The organism is Pseudomonas sp. NBRC 111131 (genome assembly GCF_001320525.1).
Lineage (GTDB): Bacteria > Pseudomonadota > Gammaproteobacteria > Pseudomonadales > Pseudomonadaceae > Aquipseudomonas > Aquipseudomonas ceruminis.
In genome coordinates this window covers 309300-325911 of the sequence record NZ_BCBH01000004.1, presented here as the reverse complement: position 1 = coordinate 325911, position 16612 = coordinate 309300, and the positions used below count along the sequence as shown (strand labels likewise).

The 16612-nt window shown below is 60.8% G+C and carries 15 protein-coding genes; 8 read left to right on the top strand and 7 right to left on the bottom strand.

Annotation, left to right across the window (positions count from 1 at the left end; all coding sequences use genetic code 11):
- Positions 1–12: 12 nt before the first annotated feature.
- On the bottom strand, positions 13–474 hold the full coding sequence (gene trmL, locus APH34_RS06615; RefSeq protein WP_054900378.1) for a tRNA (uridine(34)/cytosine(34)/5-carboxymethylaminomethyluridine(34)-2'-O)-methyltransferase TrmL: 462 nt from the start codon (positions 472–474) through the stop codon (positions 13–15).
- Between trmL and APH34_RS06610 the strand changes: the two genes are divergently transcribed.
- Positions 473–910 carry a hypothetical protein gene (locus APH34_RS06610; protein WP_054900377.1) on the top strand — a complete coding sequence of 146 codons (438 nt, stop codon included), beginning with the start codon at positions 473–475 and terminating at the stop codon, positions 908–910. The genes trmL and APH34_RS06610 overlap by 2 nt on opposite strands.
- 302 nt (positions 911–1212) lie before the next feature.
- Here APH34_RS06610 and ntrC read toward each other — a convergent pair whose 3' ends face one another.
- From ntrC to glnA, 4 genes are all read right to left on the bottom strand, one after another.
- Complete coding sequence (gene ntrC, locus APH34_RS06605; protein WP_054900376.1) at positions 1213–2649, bottom strand: nitrogen regulation protein NR(I); 1437 nt, start codon at positions 2647–2649, stop codon at positions 1213–1215.
- Positions 2636–3730, bottom strand: a complete 1095-nt coding sequence (glnL, locus tag APH34_RS06600; protein ID WP_054900375.1) for a nitrogen regulation protein NR(II) — start codon at positions 3728–3730, stop codon at positions 2636–2638. Before glnL ends, ntrC begins: the two co-directional genes overlap by 14 nt.
- A gap of 255 nt (positions 3731–3985) precedes the next feature.
- Positions 3986–4528, bottom strand: coding sequence for a chorismate mutase (locus APH34_RS06595; protein WP_054900374.1), 543 nt, complete (start codon positions 4526–4528; stop codon positions 3986–3988).
- Positions 4529–4681: 153 nt separating this feature from the next.
- Positions 4682–6088 (bottom strand): type I glutamate--ammonia ligase, encoded by a 1407-nt coding sequence (gene glnA, locus APH34_RS06590; protein ID WP_054900373.1) that lies wholly within the window; start codon positions 6086–6088, stop codon positions 4682–4684.
- A 449-nt stretch (positions 6089–6537) separates the two neighbouring features.
- Between glnA and thiI the strand changes: the two genes are divergently transcribed.
- Entirely contained in the window at positions 6538–7992 is a 1455-nt protein-coding gene (thiI, locus tag APH34_RS06585; RefSeq protein ID WP_054900372.1) for a tRNA uracil 4-sulfurtransferase ThiI, read from the top strand.
- 125 nt (positions 7993–8117) lie between these two features.
- Positions 8118–9938: a translational GTPase TypA gene (gene typA, locus APH34_RS06580; RefSeq protein WP_027921032.1), complete on the top strand. Its 1821-nt coding sequence runs from the start codon at positions 8118–8120 to the stop codon at positions 9936–9938.
- A gap of 129 nt (positions 9939–10067) precedes the next feature.
- On the opposite strand, the gene APH34_RS06575 is transcribed toward typA, so the two are convergent.
- A complete protein-coding gene (locus APH34_RS06575) occupies positions 10068–10328 on the bottom strand; it encodes a DUF3077 domain-containing protein (protein WP_054900371.1) in 261 nt (86 codons plus the stop codon).
- Positions 10329–10706: 378 nt separating this feature from the next.
- Positions 10707–11111 (bottom strand): YkgJ family cysteine cluster protein, encoded by a 405-nt coding sequence (locus APH34_RS06570; protein ID WP_054900370.1) that lies wholly within the window; start codon positions 11109–11111, stop codon positions 10707–10709.
- 189 nt (positions 11112–11300) lie between these two features.
- Between APH34_RS06570 and APH34_RS06565 the strand changes: the two genes are divergently transcribed.
- The 5 genes from APH34_RS06565 to APH34_RS06545 all read left to right on the top strand — a co-directional run bounded on the left by APH34_RS06565 (position 11301) and on the right by APH34_RS06545 (position 16595).
- A complete protein-coding gene (locus APH34_RS06565; protein WP_054900369.1) occupies positions 11301–13751 on the top strand; it encodes a glycogen/starch/alpha-glucan phosphorylase in 2451 nt (816 codons plus the stop codon).
- Between the two features lie 230 nt (positions 13752–13981).
- A complete protein-coding gene (locus APH34_RS06560) occupies positions 13982–14992 on the top strand; it encodes a class 1 fructose-bisphosphatase (RefSeq protein WP_054900368.1) in 1011 nt (336 codons plus the stop codon).
- A 3-nt stretch (positions 14993–14995) separates the two neighbouring features.
- Positions 14996–15592, top strand: a complete 597-nt coding sequence (locus tag APH34_RS06555) for a DUF924 family protein (RefSeq protein WP_054900367.1) — start codon at positions 14996–14998, stop codon at positions 15590–15592.
- Between the two features lie 179 nt (positions 15593–15771).
- On the top strand, positions 15772–16026 hold the full coding sequence (gene bamE, locus APH34_RS06550; protein ID WP_054900366.1) for an outer membrane protein assembly factor BamE: 255 nt from the start codon (positions 15772–15774) through the stop codon (positions 16024–16026).
- Complete coding sequence (locus tag APH34_RS06545) at positions 16023–16595, top strand: lipocalin family protein (RefSeq protein WP_054900365.1); 573 nt, start codon at positions 16023–16025, stop codon at positions 16593–16595. The genes bamE and APH34_RS06545 overlap by 4 nt, the downstream gene beginning before the upstream one ends.
- Positions 16596–16612 lie beyond the last annotated feature (17 nt).

Below are 16612 nucleotides of genomic sequence, written 5' to 3'. Positions count from 1 at the left end.
TGGTTGTCTGCATCAGCTACCGGCAAACCCCTGCTGGCGCCACGCTTCATACACCGTCACCGCCACGGTATTGGACAGGTTCAGGCTGCGGCAGCCCGGTCGCATTGGCAGGCGCAGGCGCTGTTCGGCCGGCAGGCTGTCGAGCACGTCGGCTGGCAGGCCACGGCTCTCCGGGCCGAACAGGAAAGCATCGCCCGGTTGGTAGGCCACCTCATGGAAGGGGTGCGAACCTTTGGTGGTAAAGGCGAACAACCGCGGGTTGCCGAGGCTGTCCAGGCATCCGGCCAGGCTTTCGTGGCGCTTGAGCGTGGCATACTCATGGTAGTCCAGCCCTGCGCGGCGCAGCCGTTTGTCGTCCAGCTCGAAGCTGATCGGCTCGATCAGGTGCAGGTCGCAACCGCTGTTGGCGCAGAGGCGAATGATGTTGCCGGTATTCGGCGGAATTTCAGGTTGAAAAAGGATGACGTGAAACATGCACGGCTCCAGGCATGAAGATGACGGGCATTCTACCCCCGAACCCGACTTGCGTTCGAAGGCCTTCCCGCGGGTGTTACTTTCACTGGCCATCGTCGGGCTTATGGTCGGCCTGATGATCGGCCGCTTGACCGCGCCCGAAGAGCGTGTGCTAGAGCAGGTGGAGGTGGTGCAGGATGGGTTGGACCTGTGGTTCAGCGACGAGCCCAGGCTGCATGGCGAGAACGTTGAAGGAACGGTAGCGTTACTGTTCGAGGCCGAGGGCAAGGCCCAGCGCGGGCAACTGAGCCTGCAAGGCAAGCCCGTGGGTTGGCGCTTGCAGAAAAGCGAGGAAGGCTTGTTGCTGACCGTGATCGCTGCGCGCCCCCTGCACGGCGAGTGGACCGGTGCAGAGGACGCTGGGCGCTGGCGGGTGCAGGTGAGGCTGCACGAATAAAAGAGGGGATGTCCCGGCCTGCCTGTACCGAGGTCCCCCAAAAGCGGGAGTGGCTGCGAATAAAAGAGGGGTTCACCCGGCCTGCATGTACCGAGGCCCCCGAAACTGGAGATACAGTGCTTATTGCAGGTGGCGTGCCAGTTTTGAAAATGCCCGGAAACAGGGGGGGGCAGGGCTATCTGGCTGTGTTTCGAGGGGGGGTTGTGCCTTGGGGCGGTGCGGCGGGCACAGCTTCGGTGCATGAAGCTGAAATGAAGAGGGCTGCAAAGCAGCCCCAAACGTCTTACGGGTTCACGTGAGTGTCAGTGGTCTTCACCTTCATCATCATCCCCGCCATCCACATTCATCCCCAGCTCCTTGATCTTGCGGGTCAGGGTATTGCGCCCCCAGCCGAGCAGCACCGCTGCATCGCGACGCCGCCCGGCGGTATGCTTGAGCGCCGTCTCGATCATGATCCGTTCAAAGCTGGGTACGGCGCTGTCGAGCAAGTTAGACTGCCCGCGTGCCAGCGCCTGATCGGCCCATTGGCGCAGGGCCTGCTCCCAATTGGTCACGGGCACGGTATCGTGCGGCAGGTTGAGCAGCTCGGGCGGCAAATCGCCGATCAGCACTTCGCGGCTGGAGGCCATCACGGTAATCCAGCGGCAGGTGTTCTCCAGCTGACGCACATTGCCGGGCCAGGGCAGGTTGCGGATGAACTCTTCGGTTTCCGGCTTCAGCAGCTTTGGCTCGACGGCCAGCTCCTGTGCAGCACGGCCCAGGAAGTGCCGGGCCAGGGCGGGGATATCTTCGCGACGATCCGCCAGGCGTGGGATATGGATACGGATTACATTCAGGCGGTGGAACAAGTCTTCGCGGAACTTGCCCGCCTGTACGAGTGATTCGAGATTCTGGTGAGTCGCGGCGATGATGCGCACATCGACTTTTACTGGCACATGGCCGCCCACCCGATAGAACTCACCATCGGCGAGCACGCGCAGTAAGCGGGTCTGAGTGTCCGCTGGCATGTCGCCGATTTCGTCGAGGAACAGTGTGCCGCCGTCAGCCTGTTCGAAGCGCCCGCGCCGCAGGTTCGCCGCACCGGTGAAAGCGCCTTTCTCATGCCCGAACAGTTCGGACTCCATCAAGTCCTTGGGAATGGCCGCCATGTTCAGGGCAATGAACGGCGAAGCCGCGCGCGGGCTGTGGCGGTGCAGGGCGTGGGCGACCAACTCTTTACCGGTACCCGATTCACCGTTGATCAACACCGTGATGTTGGAGTGGCTGAGGCGACCGATGGCGCGGAACACCTCCTGCATCGCCGGCGCTTCGCCGATGATTTCCGGTGTGCGGGCCAGGACCTGAGGCACATCGAGGCCTTGTTGCTCCTGGGCGTGCTGGTTGGCCCGCTTGACCAGCGATACCGCTTCGTCCACGTCGAATGGTTTGGGCAGGTACTCGAAGGCGCCCCCCTGGTAGGAGGCTACGGCACTGTCCAGGTCGGAATGGGCCGTCATGATGATGACTGGCAGGCGCGGGTGCTGTTCGCGGATCTGTGCCAACAGGTCCAGGCCGCTGGCGCCGGGCATGCGAATGTCGGAAATGATCACATCCGGCTGCTGTCGAGCCAGACGACCCATCACGCCATCGGCGCTGTCGAAGCTCTGGGTGGTCATGCCTTCCTGTTGCAGGGCTTTTTCCAGGACCCAGCGGATGGAGCGATCATCGTCGACGATCCATACGGTTTCACTTCGGCTCATGAGGGGTGGCTCCTTGTTCCAGAGGCAGGAAGATCGAGAAGGCGGTGTGCCCTGCGTGGCTTTCACACTCGATCAGGCCCTGGTGCTGGCTGATGATGTTCTGGGTGATGGCCAGACCTAGCCCGGTACCGTCCGGGCGGCCGCTGACCATGGGATAGAAGAGGGTGTCCTGCAGTTCACTGGGAATGCCCGGGCCGTTGTCGATGATCTCGACACGGGCCACCAGGCGGTGGCGCACATGGCCAATGGTGAACTGGCGCATCGCGCGGCTGCGCAGGGTGATGCGGCCAAGGCGCAGTTCGTTCTGCGAGCTGATCGCCTGCATGGCGTTGCGCACGATGTTCAGCACGGCCTGGATCATCTGCTCGCGGTCGATCAGTACATCCGGCAGGCTCGGGTCGTAATCGCGCACCAAGGTGATGCAGCCCTGGCTTTCTGCCTCGACCAGGCTGCAGACCCGCTCCAGCACCTCGTGGATGTTGGTCATGGCCAGGGAGGGCAGCTTGTTGGAGCCGAGCATCCGGTCGACCAGGTTACGCAGGCGGTCGGCCTCTTCGATGATCACGTTGGTGTAGTCGCGCAGGCCGTCTTCGGGCAACTCGCGGGCCAGCAGCTGCGCCGCGCCACGAATGCCGCCGAGCGGGTTCTTTATTTCGTGGGCCAGGCCGCGCACCAACATCTTGGTGGTTTCCTGCTTGCTCAGCTGGGCCTCTTCCTTAGTGATGCGCAGCAGGCGGTCACGGGGGTGCACCTCCAGCAGCAGTAAGGTGTCGCCCTGGTGCAGGATCGGCGTCACGGCGTAGTCGACGGTGATGGTTTGCCCGGTCAGCGAGGTCAGCTGGGCTTCACGCTTGGTGAACGGGTGCGCCTGTTCGACGGCCTGACGCAGGGAATTGAGCGCCTCGGTCGATTCGGTGAACAGCTCGCTGATGAACTGCCCATGGCTGCGCTGCCCGCTGACGGCCAGAAGCATTTCTGCTGCCGGGTTCATGTATTCAAGGCGCAGTTCTGCGTTGAGCAGAAGCGTGGCCGTGGTCAGGTTGTCCAGAAGCAGACGGTGCTGTGCATCGCTGATGGTCATAAGGCGTCGTTGACCTCTTTTGGCGCTGGCATGCCCTTGGTCGAACCAAGGGCGAGCGCGCTATGGATCCGCTGATGCCAGGAAAATGCAAGAAACAAACCAAGGCTCCGAAAAGAAGCGGGATTCCTTGATAAAGACCTGAAATTGCGCTCAAACGGGCCAGAATATTCGGCTTTACCGTTTCACGTGACCTGTTTTGGGCCTCTTTGCGGGTCGCGGGGGTTTATTACGCACCAATATAGAGCATTGGCATGCTTAGCGTGCCGCGCACAGGTTTGCTGTGGCGCGAACCAGTGCCTGATGGCGTACAGGTTCGTCGCTACGCCTTGCCAGGGCCTGCGCGAGTTTTTTCCGGCACTGTGCCAGCGGTTGTTGGTCGAAACGAGCCAGTTCGAAAAGCAGTGTGGCCTGGAGCTCGTCAAGGCGCGGGCGAATGTCGTCGGCAAGGTCCAGCGCTGTAGTGGCGGGGCGTTTGCCCCGGGCGGCCCAACGGTTCAGCAGGCTGTACTGGATGAGTTTGCTGGCTTCGATCTGGTCATCGAAAAAAGCAGTGGCGCGGCCAGGGCTGAGGCCGAAGTGGGGTGCGGCTTCGCGGACCTGAGCCAATACCTGGTGTTCACGATCGGTCGCTTGTACAGGGAGTTGGTGGTCCCACTTGTGGCCCGCGACGGCGCTGGCGAGGTCCAGTCGCTGCTCGATGCGCGACAGTAAGGGGGCGAACTCAGTTTGTGGTGGTGAGGCATTCTGGCAGCCGAGCAGGCCGAGCGTGAGCGCGAGGGTAACTGGGGCGAGGCGCATGGTGATCTCCTTGATGCGAGGAGATCCGATTGTTGGGCAGGGGAGCAGGCTCTGGTTGTAGGCGACGTCTGAATTGAACGTGCGTAAAAACAAAAACGGCCTTCCGAAGAAGGCCGTTTGGGGTGATGCAATCGGCGCGAGGCGCCGATCAGATCAGCAGCTGTAGTACAGCTCGTATTCCAGTGGGTGCACGAAGGTGCGGACCTTGATCTCTTCTTCGCTCTTCAGTTCGATGAAGGCATCGATGAAGTCGTCGGAGAACACGCCGCCCTTGGTCAGGAACGCACGGCCTTTATCCAGCTCTTCCAGAGCTTCTTTCAGGCTGCCGCAAACTTGCGGGATGTCTTTGGCCTCTTCAGGCGGCAAGTCATACAGGTTCTTGTCGGCAGCATCGCCTGGGTGGATCTTGTTCTGGATGCCGTCCAGGCCAGCCATCAACAGGGCCGCGAAGGCCAGGTATGGGTTGGCCGATGGGTCCGGGAAACGCGCTTCGATACGGCGGGCCTTCGGGCTGCCGACGTAAGGAATGCGGATCGAGGCGGAACGGTTGCGAGCCGAGTAGGCCAGCATTACCGGGGCTTCGAAGCCTGGGACCAGACGCTTGTAGGAGTTGGTCGACGGGTTGGTGAAGCCGTTCAGGGCCTTGCCGTGCTTGATGATACCGCCGATGAAGTACAGGGCGGTGTCGGACAGGCCGGCGTAGCCTTCGCCTGCGAAGGTGTTCTTGCCGTCTTTCCAGATCGACATGTGCACGTGCATGCCCGAGCCGTTGTCGCCGTAGAGTGGCTTCGGCATGAAGGTGGCGGTACGGCCGTAAGCGTCGGCAACGTTGTGCACGACGTATTTCAGGGCCTGTACTTCGTCCGCTTTCTTCACCAGGGTGTTGAACTTGACGCCGATTTCGTTCTGACCGGCAGTCGCCACCTCGTGGTGGTGAACTTCAACGGTCTGGCCCATCTCTTCCAGAGCGTTGCACATGGCAGTACGGATTTCGTGGTCGTGGTCGAACGGCGGAACTGGGAAGTAGCCGCCTTTCACGCCAGGACGGTGGCCTTTGTTGCCGCCTTCCACGTCAGCGCCGGTCATCCACGAGCCTTGCTCGGAGAAGATCTTGAACATCGAGCCGGAAATGTCCGACTGGAACTTCACTTCGTCGAAGATGAAGAATTCTGGCTCTGGGCCAGCGAATACGGTGTCACCGATGCCGGTGCTCTTCAGGTACTCTTCGGCGCGCTTGGCGATCCCGCGTGGGTCACGATCGTAGCCTTGCATGCTCGACGGGTCGACGATGTCGCAGGTGAGGATCAGGGTCGGTTCTTCGGTGAACGGGTCCAGGACGGCAGTTTCGTCGACCGGCATCAGGATCATGTCGGAGGCTTCGATACCTTTCCAGCCAGCGATGGAGGAGCCGTCGAACATCTTGCCGACTTCGAAGAAGTCTTCGTCCAGAGCATCACGCGCTGGCATGGTCACGTGATGCTGAATGCCTTTGGTGTCCGTGAAACGCAGATCAATCCACTTGACGTCATGATCTTTGATGAGTTGAACCGACTTCGACATGTTGTCCTCCGGATGGTCGAGGGCGCAGTTGGCCGCTGCCCTGGAAAAAGGGTGTCGCCGGGCGCGGATAGTCGGCCAAGCTTACCTGCCTCACAAGGGAGCAATTTGCATGCCAGTGCCCGAAAATGGCGAGGGCGGGGTAAAAGGGGGCGTTTGCGGGTGTTTGCGTTAGGGTCACTGGGCAAAAGTGCACCCTTTAGAGGCGGCATCAAAGTCATCTGCACCATAAAGGTGCGTCGTGAAGGATCTGTGCTTCCTTTAAGGGCCTTGCCGTCTGCCTGCCGGTCCCGCACCGCTGGGTTGCCTTGCGGGCGCCGACTTACCGGCGATGGGCCGGTGCGGCCAATATAAATCCAACCTTCTGTACAAAAGTTGGTCAAATCCTGAGCAATTTCCGATATAATTCGCGCCCCTCATTTTCGGCAGGCCCTGCGCGCGCTGTTAAACCAATGAAACTTATCGTCAAAGTCTTCCCAGAGATCACCATCAAAAGCCGGCCGGTGCGCAAGCGCTTCATTCGCCAGCTCGGCAAGAACATCCGCAACGTGCTCAAGGACCTCGATCCGGAGCTCGTGGTTGATGGTGTCTGGGACAATCTCGAAGTGGTCACCCGCGTCGAGGACGAGAAGGTCCAGCGTGAAATGATCGAGCGCCTCACCTGCACCCCGGGTATCACCCATTTCCTGCAGGTCGAGCAATACCCGCTGGGTGATTTCGACGATATCGTCGCCAAGTGCAAACACCACTTCGGCCACTTGCTGGCCGGCAAGCGCTTTGCCGTGCGTTGCAAGCGGGGTGGGCACCATGACTTCACCTCGATGGATGTCGACCGCTACGTCGGCAGCCAGTTGCGCCAGCAGTGCGGCGCCGCCGGTATCGACCTGAAGACCCCAGAGATCCTGGTGCGCATCGAGATCCGCGATCAGCGCCTGTACGTGATCCACAATCAGCATCAGGGTATCGGCGGCTATCCGCTGGGCGCGCTCGAGCAGACCCTGGTACTGATGTCTGGCGGCTTTGACTCCACCGTGGCGGCCTATCAGATGATGCGTCGTGGCCTGATGACCCACTTCTGCTTCTTCAATCTCGGTGGCCGCGCCCACGAGTTGGGAGTGATGGAAGTGGCGCACTACCTGTGGAAAAAGTACGGCAGCAGCCAGCGCGTGCTGTTCATCAGCGTGCCGTTCGAAGAAGTGGTCGGCGAGATTCTCAACAAAGTCGACAACAGTTACATGGGCGTTACGCTCAAGCGCATGATGCTGCGCGCGGCTGCACGCATGGCCGACCGCCTGCAGATCGACGCGCTGGTCACCGGCGAGGCTATTTCCCAGGTTTCCAGCCAGACCCTGCCGAACCTGTCGATCATCGATTCGGCGACTGAAAAGCTGGTGCTGCGCCCGCTGCTGGCCACCCACAAGCAGGACATCATCGACCAGGCAACCGAAATCGGCACGGCCGACTTCGCCAAGCACATGCCTGAGTACTGTGGCGTGATCTCGGTTAACCCGACCACCCACGCCAAGCGCCACCGCATGGAGCATGAAGAGAAACAGTTCGACATGGCCGTGCTGGAGCGTGCCCTGGAGCGTGCCAAGTTCATTTCGATCGACCATGTGATCGACGAGTTGGGCAAGGACGTGGAAATCGAGGAAGTGCACGAAGCCCTGCCTGGGCAGATCGTCATCGACATCCGTCACCCCGATGCCCAGGAGGACGAGCCCCTGGTGATCGAGGGCGTTGAGGTCCAGGTCATGCCGTTCTATGCGATCAACAGCAAGTTCAAGCAGCTGGATGAAACTCGCCAGTACCTGCTGTATTGCGACAAAGGTGTGATGAGCCGTTTGCACGCACACCACCTGCTCAGTGAGGGACATGCCAATGTGCGTGTTTATCGTCCGACATAAGACGCCAGGGCTGTATGGCGGCAGCATCCGCCATCGCCCTCCCGACCGCCGGGCCCGCTGAGCTTTTAACTTCATATTGGCCGCCTAGACTGGCGGCAACCGAATCCTCTGATCGAGATACAGTTGTGATCGAAAATCTGCGTAACATCGCCATCATCGCCCACGTTGACCATGGTAAAACCACCCTGGTCGACAAACTCCTGCGCCAGTCCGGCACCCTGGAGCGTAACGAGCTCAACGACGAGCGCGTGATGGACTCCAACGACCAGGAAAAAGAGCGCGGCATTACCATTCTGGCGAAGAACACCGCCATCAACTGGAACGGCTACCACATCAACATCGTCGACACCCCCGGCCACGCCGACTTCGGTGGCGAGGTTGAACGTGTAATGTCGATGGTCGACTCCGTGCTGCTGCTGGTCGACGCCCAGGACGGCCCGATGCCGCAAACCCGCTTCGTGACCAAGAAGGCTTTCGAAGCCGGCCTGAAGCCGATCGTCGTGATCAACAAGGTCGACCGTCCGGGCGCGCGTCCTGACTGGGTTCTGGACCAGATCTTCGACCTGTTCGACAACCTCGGTGCCACCGACGAACAGCTGGACTTCAAAGTCGTCTACGCCTCGGCGCTGAACGGTATTGCCGGTCTGGACCACACCGCCATGGGCGAAGACATGACCGCCCTGTACCAGTCGATCGTCGACAACGTACCGGCGCCGGACGTTGACCGTGACGGTTCGTTCCAGATGCAGATCTCCGCGCTGGACTACAACAGCTTCCTCGGCGTTATCGGCGTTGGCCGTATCGCCCGTGGCCGCGTCAAGCCGAACACCCCGGTTGTCGCCATCGACACCAATGGCAAGAAGCGTAACGGTCGTATCCTGAAGCTGATGGGCCACCACGGCCTGCACCGCGTCGACGTCGAAGAAGCCCAGGCTGGCGACATCGTCTGCATCAGCGGTTTCGACGAGCTGTTCATCTCCGACACCCTGTGCGCCCCGGACGCGGTAGAAGCGATGAAGCCGCTGACCGTTGACGAGCCGACCGTTTCGATGACCTTCCAGGTCAACGACTCGCCGTTCTGCGGTAAGGAAGGCAAGTTCGTCACCAGCCGTAACATCAAGGATCGCCTGGACAAGGAGCTGCTGTACAACGTGGCCCTGCGCGTTCAGGAAACCGACTCCCCTGACAAGTTCAAGGTATCGGGCCGTGGTGAGCTGCACCTGTCTGTTCTGATCGAAACCATGCGCCGTGAAGGCTTCGAGATGGCCGTAGGCCGTCCTGAAGTGATCATCCGTGAAGTCGACGGCGTGAAGCAGGAACCGTTCGAGAACGTCACTATCGACATCCCTGAAGAATCCCAGGGCAAGGTCATGGAAGAGATGGGCCTGCGTAAGGGCGACCTGACCAACATGGTTCCGGATGGCAAGGGCCGTGTTCGCCTGGAGTACAACATTCCAGCCCGTGGCCTGATCGGTTTCCGTAACCAGTTCCTGACCCTGACCAACGGTGCAGGCATCCTGACCTCGATCTTCGATCGCTACGACACCATGAAGTCGGGCCAGATGTCCGGCCGCCTCAACGGCGTACTGGTTTCGGTCGAGACCGGCAAGGCACTGACCTACTCGCTGGAAACCCTGCAGGCACGTGGCAAGCTGTTCGTTGAACACGGCCAGGAGATCTACAACGGTCAGATCATCGGCCTGAACAGCCGCGACAACGACCTGGGCGTGAACCCGACCAAAGGCAAGAAGCTCGACAACATGCGTGCTTCGGGCAAAGACGAAGTCATCGCCCTGGTACCGCCAGTTCGCCACACCCTCGAGCAGGCCCTGGAGTTCATCCAGGACGACGAGCTGTGCGAAGTCACGCCGAAGTCGATCCGTCTGCGCAAGAAGATCCTGGACGAAGGCGAGCGTACCCGCGCTGCCAAGAAAGCCAAGAACTGAGTTAGCTCAGGCTGAATGAAAACGCCCCCGGTCGAAAGGCCGGGGGCGTTTTTGTTTGCTTTGTGAAAAGTGGCTGTAGGAAGCGGCTGTGTTTCGCGGCTGCACCTAATCACCGGTCCAGAGGCGGGCTCAGCGCATCATGCCCAACTCGGCATCGTCCAACAGCGCCTTGGCCAATGCACTCAGGTAGTGCGAAGCCCAGATCAGTTGCTGGTCGTTTTCCATCACGCCGGTAAGCGTCATGTCGCGTACATAGCCCATCAGTTCAGAGGCTTGTTCACGGGCGTTCTGGCACGGGATGCCGGCGGCTATCTGGAACAGCGGCTGGTCATGGGCTTCGCCTTGGTAGAAAAAGGTTTTGCCTGGCGTTGTTTTATCGTTTTCTGTCATCGGTCCATTTCCCTGACTACTGCGATGGATGGCACCGGCTGCGCCGGTGTTCGCGGGACAAGCCCGCTCCCACAGGGGTTCGCAAGCTGTGCCGTCCTTGTGGGAGCGGGCTTGCCCCGCGAAGCGTCGAACATCAATGGATCGTCAGGTAATGGGTGATGTTGACCACAACCTGGTCCAGGGGAACGAGGTTATTGCCAATGGCGTAGGTGAGATCTAAGGAACTGCCACCAACGTTTCCACACGTAGAGGCGGCAACTGTACGCAGGGTGGAAAAACCGGTCACCCAAGCTCCTCATCGCTGGCAAGTCAGCTCCTACAGGTCCTGCACCGATCCTGAGAGGGGCGAGTGCCTGTAAGAGCTCAAGGGCACTTGAATCAGCGAACGGTAGCCTTCGGTTTGTAGGCACAATACCCCGGCCGCGGCCCGACCTTCGGATGGTTCCGGCAGGTATCCGGGCGCTTGTCATAAATGGTGCACAGCCGGCTCTTACGATCCAGATAGAGGCAATCGTCATTGCTCATGCGGGTCAGGGTGAAGATCCCCGACTTCTGGTTGAAGCGCTCGATGATGCCGTCTTTCTGCAGGCGTTTGGCGATGTTCTTCGGGGGTTCGTCCTTCTCGAACTCGTCCACCACGCCAATGCGGATCAGGTCTTTGATCTTCACTTCAACGGGCAGCGTGCAACAGGTCGAATGGCAGCCACCGCACATGTGGCTGGCATAGCGCTGCCAAGTTTCCAGGCGGTCGACTTCGGCCGCGGCAATCAGGGTCGTTTTCATCGTTATATAGGGGGCTGGATCACGGTCTTGGGGCGCGCGATCATACCGGAGTTGCTCAATTTGTGAACAACCTTTTGCCGGATTGGCAAAGCGGGCATGAAAACTGCGAACCGTGGCTGTCACTCCCTGTCGAAGGGTCTAGTCTCAACACTCTCCCTGCGCTTTCGTCAACTTGCCCGAGGATGCCGCATGTCCCAGGAACCTAAAGCACGTGACGCCGAGGTGGCCGAATTTCGCGCCGCTGTACTGGATAAACTGACCTATGCGGTCGGTAAGGACCCGGAGCACGCCTTCGACCACGACTGGTTCGAAGCCATTGCCCTGGCCGCCCGTGATCACATGGTCGATCACTGGATGGATCACACCCGTCAGTCGTACCGGCGCAGCCAGAAGCGTGTGTATTACCTCTCCCTGGAGTTTCTCATCGGGCGCCTGCTCTATGACAGCCTGAGCAACCTCGGCCTGCTGGACATCGCCCGCGATGCGCTGGAAGGGCTGGACGTGGACCTCGAGCGCATCCGCCTGCTCGAGCCTGATGCAGCCTTGGGCAATGGCGGTCTTGGCCGTCTGGCGGCCTGCTTCATGGAGAGCATGTCGACCCTGGGGATTGCTGCCCATGGTTATGGCATCCGTTATGAACACGGGCTGTTCCGCCAGGCCATGGTCGATGGCTGGCAGCAGGAACAGACCGAGAATTGGCTGGACTTCGGTAACCCCTGGGAGTTCGAGCGTGCCGAGGTGATCTACCCGATCAGTTTCGGCGGCAGCGTCGAAACGGTGCTCGACGTCCATGGCCAACAGCGCCAGGTCTGGTGGCCGGGCGAAACCGTGCGGGCGGTCGCCTACGACACGCCGGTGGTCGGTTGGCGCGGTGCCAGTGTCAACACCTTGCGCCTTTGGCGTGCGCGAGCTCTGGAGGAGCTGCACCTGGAGCGCTTCAATGCCGGTGATCATCTGGGTGCGGTGGCGGAAGTGGCGCGGGCTGAAAGCATCTCGCGGGTGCTTTACCCGGCCGACAGCACCGAGGCCGGGCAGGAGTTGCGCCTGCGCCAGGAATACTTCTTTGTCTCCGCTTCGCTGCAAGACTTGCTGCGCCGCCACCTGAACATGCATAAAGACCTGCTCAACCTGCCGGATGCGGCAGCTATCCAGCTCAACGATACCCACCCGTCGATTGCCGTGGCCGAACTCATGCGGCTGTTGGTCGACCAACATGAAATTCCATGGGACAAAGCCTGGGAGCTGACCGTCGGTACCTTGGCCTACACCAACCACACCTTACTGCCCGAGGCTCTGGAAACCTGGCCCGTGGCACTGATGGAGCGCATGCTGCCGCGGCACATGCAGATCATCTACCTGATCAACGCGTACCATATCGACGCACTGCGCGCCAAAGGCCTGCACGACTTCGACGTGCTGCGGGCGGTGTCGCTGATCGAGGAGGACAACGGCCGCCGGGTGCGCATGGGCAACCTGGCGTTTCTTGGCTCCCACAGCGTCAACGGGGTGTCGGCGCTGCACAGCAAACTGATGAAGAGCACGGTGTTCGCCGAGCTGCACAAGCTTTACCCCCAGCGCATCAACAACAAGACCAACGGCATTACCTTCCGCCGCTGGCTCTACCAGTCCAACCCACAGTTGACGACGATGCTGGTCGAGGCCCTGGGGCCGGAGCTGCTGGACGACCCCGAGGGGCTGCTGGCCAACCTGGTGCCCTTCGCCGACAAGGCCAGTTTCCGTAAGCAGTTCGCCGCCCAGCGCCTGCACAGCAAGCGCGCCCTGGCCAGCATCATCCAGGACCGCCTGGGGGTTACGGTCGACCCAGAGGCGATGTTCGATGTGCAGGTAAAGCGCATCCACGAGTACAAGCGCCAGTTGCTCAACCTGCTGCACACCGTGGCGCTGTACCAGGCCATCCGTAACGACCCGGGTACCAACTGGGTGCCAAGGGTGAAGATCTTCGCCGGCAAGGCTGCTGCCAGCTACCACCAGGCCAAGCTGATCATCAAGTTGGCCAACGATATCGCCCGTGTGGTCAACAATGACCCTACCGTGCGCGGCCTGCTCAAGGTGGTGTTCCTGCCCAACTACAACGTCAGCCTGGCGGAAAGCATCATCCCGGCCGCGGACCTGTCAGAGCAGATTTCCACGGCCGGTTACGAGGCGTCCGGCACCAGCAACATGAAGTTCGGGCTCAATGGCGCCTTGACCATCGGTACCCTGGACGGTGCCAATGTGGAGATGTGCGAGCAGGTGGGCGCCGACAACATGTTCATCTTCGGTTTGACTGCGCAGCAGGTCGAGGCGCGCAAGCGTGCCGGCGACTTTGGTGCCAGTGCCGCGATAGCCGCCTCCAACCGCTTGAACGATGTACTGCAGGCGATCCGCAGTGGTGTGTTCTCGCCGGATGATCCTGGGCGCTATGTCGGGCTGATTGACGGGCTGGTGGCCTACGACCGCTTCCTGGTCTGCGCCGATTTTGATGCCTACTGGGATGCCCAGCGGCGCGTCGAGGAGCTGTGGCATACACCGCAGGAGTGGTGGCGCGTTGCAGTGCTGAACACGGCACGGATGGGCTGGTTCTCTTCGGACCGGACCATTCGCGAGTACGCGACCGATATCTGGAAGGCGCTGGAGTGAGTGCTGGGGCCGCGTGGCGGCCCATTCGCGGGTCAAGCCCGCTCCCACAGGATCTCCGTTACCTTGTGTGGGAGCGGGCTTGACCCGCGAATGGACTGCAAAAGCAGCCAACGCTGAACTACCGACATAATGTGCCGTCTGACTGCCCAGCGAGTCTCTTTGCTCGCTAGCATTCAACTCTCACTGTAAACTGCGGGGGTTTTTCTCCCCCAATCCGTTCGGAGCCATACATGTCCCGCGTTACCCTGAGTCGCTATCTGATTGAGCAGACCCGCAGCAACAATACCCCTGCCGATCTGCGCTTCCTGATCGAAGTGGTGGCGCGTGCGTGCAAGGAAATCAGCCACCACGTGTCCAAGGGCGCCCTTGGCGGCGTGCTGGGCAGCATGGGCACCGAAAACGTGCAGGGCGAAGTGCAGAAGAAGCTGGACGTGATTTCCAACGACATTCTGCTTGAAGCCAACGAGTGGGGCGGCCACCTGGCCGGCATGGCGTCCGAAGAAATGGACAACGCCTACCAGATCCCGGGCAAATACCCGAAAGGTGCTTACCTGTTGGTCTTCGACCCGCTGGATGGCTCGTCGAACATCGACGTCAACGTCTCGGTCGGTACCATCTTCTCGGTACTGCGTTGCCCTAACGAATACCTGAGCCAGAACGAAACCCTCAACGAAAACGCCTTCCTGCAGCCAGGTACTCAGCAAGTTGCCGCCGGTTATGCCATCTACGGCCCGCAGACCATGCTGATCCTGACCCTGGGTAATGGCGTCAAGGGTTTCACCCTCGACCGCGAACTGGGCAGCTTCGTACTTACCCACGAAAACATTCGCGTACCGGAAACCACTGCTGAGTTCGCCATCAACATGTCCAACCAGCGTCACTGGGAAGCCCCGGTACAGCGCTACGTGGGCGAATTGCTGGCTGGTGAGACCGGCCCGCTGAAGAAGAACTACAACATGCGCTGGATCGCCTCGATGGTGGCCGACGTGCACCGTATCCTGACCCGTGGCGGTCTGTTCATGTACCCGCGCGACGCTCGTGAACCGAGCAAGCCGGGCAAACTGCGCCTGATGTACGAAGCCAACCCGATGTCGTTCATCATCGAACAGGCCGGCGGCGCGTCCACCAACGGTTACGATCGCATCCTCGACATCCAGCCAGAAAGCCTGCACCAGCGTGTGTCGGTCATTCTCGGCTCGAAGGAAGAGGTCGAGCGCGTTACCGCCTACCACAAGGAGTAAGTCATGCTCGCACCTTGGCAGCCGTTGCTGGAATGGTGGTTCGGTTGGGGAGCCAGTCCCCAGGCCGTGGCTGACGAGAAGAGCACGCTGTGGTTCGGCAAGCATCACGATGCTGACGCCCAGGCGCTGTTCGGCGACCTGGTCGAGCATGCCCTGGCGGGTGGGCTGGACGAATGGCAGCAGAGCCCGCAGGGCTGGCTCGGCCTGCTGCTCTTGCTCGACCAGCTGCCACGCATGATCTACCGCGACACGCCGCGCGCTTTCGAGGGTGACCGGCGTGCCCAGGTGGTGGCCATGCAGGGCCTGCAAAAAGGCTGGGATTACCAACTGCTGCCGATCCAGCGGGTATTCGTGCTGCTGGTGCTGGAGCATGCTGAGGTGCTGGACTGGCAGAACCTGTGCGTCGAGCGTTATCAGGTGCTGCTCGATGAGCAACCGGAGGCCAATCGTCGGCTGTTCGAGGGGTTCCTCGACTATGCCCAGCAGCACCAGCGGGTGATCGCCCGATTCGGCCGCTTCCCGCATCGCAACCTGCTGCTGGAGCGGCCTAGCACCAGTGAAGAGATGGACTTCCTGCTTGAACCAGGGTCCAGATTCTGAAAGACGAGGGGGCCGCAATGCGGCCCCCTTTGCTTTACTCGCAAAAAACCTGCCGCCTCCTGCCTGCCGACCAACGGTGTAGAACGAAAGGGGGTGTGTGAGGGAACCAGGGACCGTTTTTCCCGTCGAAGGTCCCTGCAGGCCACTCGCCTGTGTCCACCTTCCAGGAGTGTCCCTTCATGTCGTTGCGTTCCCTCGCCCTGTTGTCCTTGTGCGTCGTCCTGACTGCGTGCAGCAAGATCAATCAGGAAAACTACTCCAAGCTCAAGGCCGGGATGAACAAGGCCGAAGTCGAGCAACTGCTCGGCACGCCTACCGAATGCTCCGGCGCGCTGGGCATGAGCAGTTGCACCTGGGGGGACGAGAAGCGCTTCATCAGCGTGCAATACGCAGCAGACAAGGTACTGATGTACTCAGGGCAGGGCCTCAAATGAGGCGTCTGCAGCTGCTGTTGGGGTTGTGCCTGGTGATGCTGTTAGGTGGCTGCGCCACCTCGGCCAACGACCCGCTGGCACCGAAGACGGCGGGCAATGTCGACCTCAAGCGCTATCAGGGCAAATGGTTCGAGCTGGCGCGCCTGCCGATGCCTTACCAGAGCGATTGCGCCCAGTCCGAGGCCCATTACAACCTCAAGCCCGACGGTTCGTACGGTGTGCTCAACCGCTGCCGCACCCTGGGCGATGAGTGGCTGCGTGCAGAAGGCCATGCCAACATTCAGGAGGCGGGGCATACCGACAAGTTGTGGGTAGAGTTCGACAACTGGTTCACCCGCCTGGTGCCCGGTTTGACCAAAGGGGAATACTGGATTCTCTACGTGGATGAGCGCTATCGCACCGCAGTGGTCGGCAGCCCGGATCGTAAGTACCTGTGGATCCTGTCGCGTACGCCGAGCCTGCCGGCTTGGGAGCGCGAGAGTTTGCTGTCCAAGGCGCGGCAGCAGGGCTATGACACCAGTCGGCTGATCTGGCGGGCGGCGGACAAGCAGATCGTCCAGATGCATTGAGGCCGTTTGTCACTGCC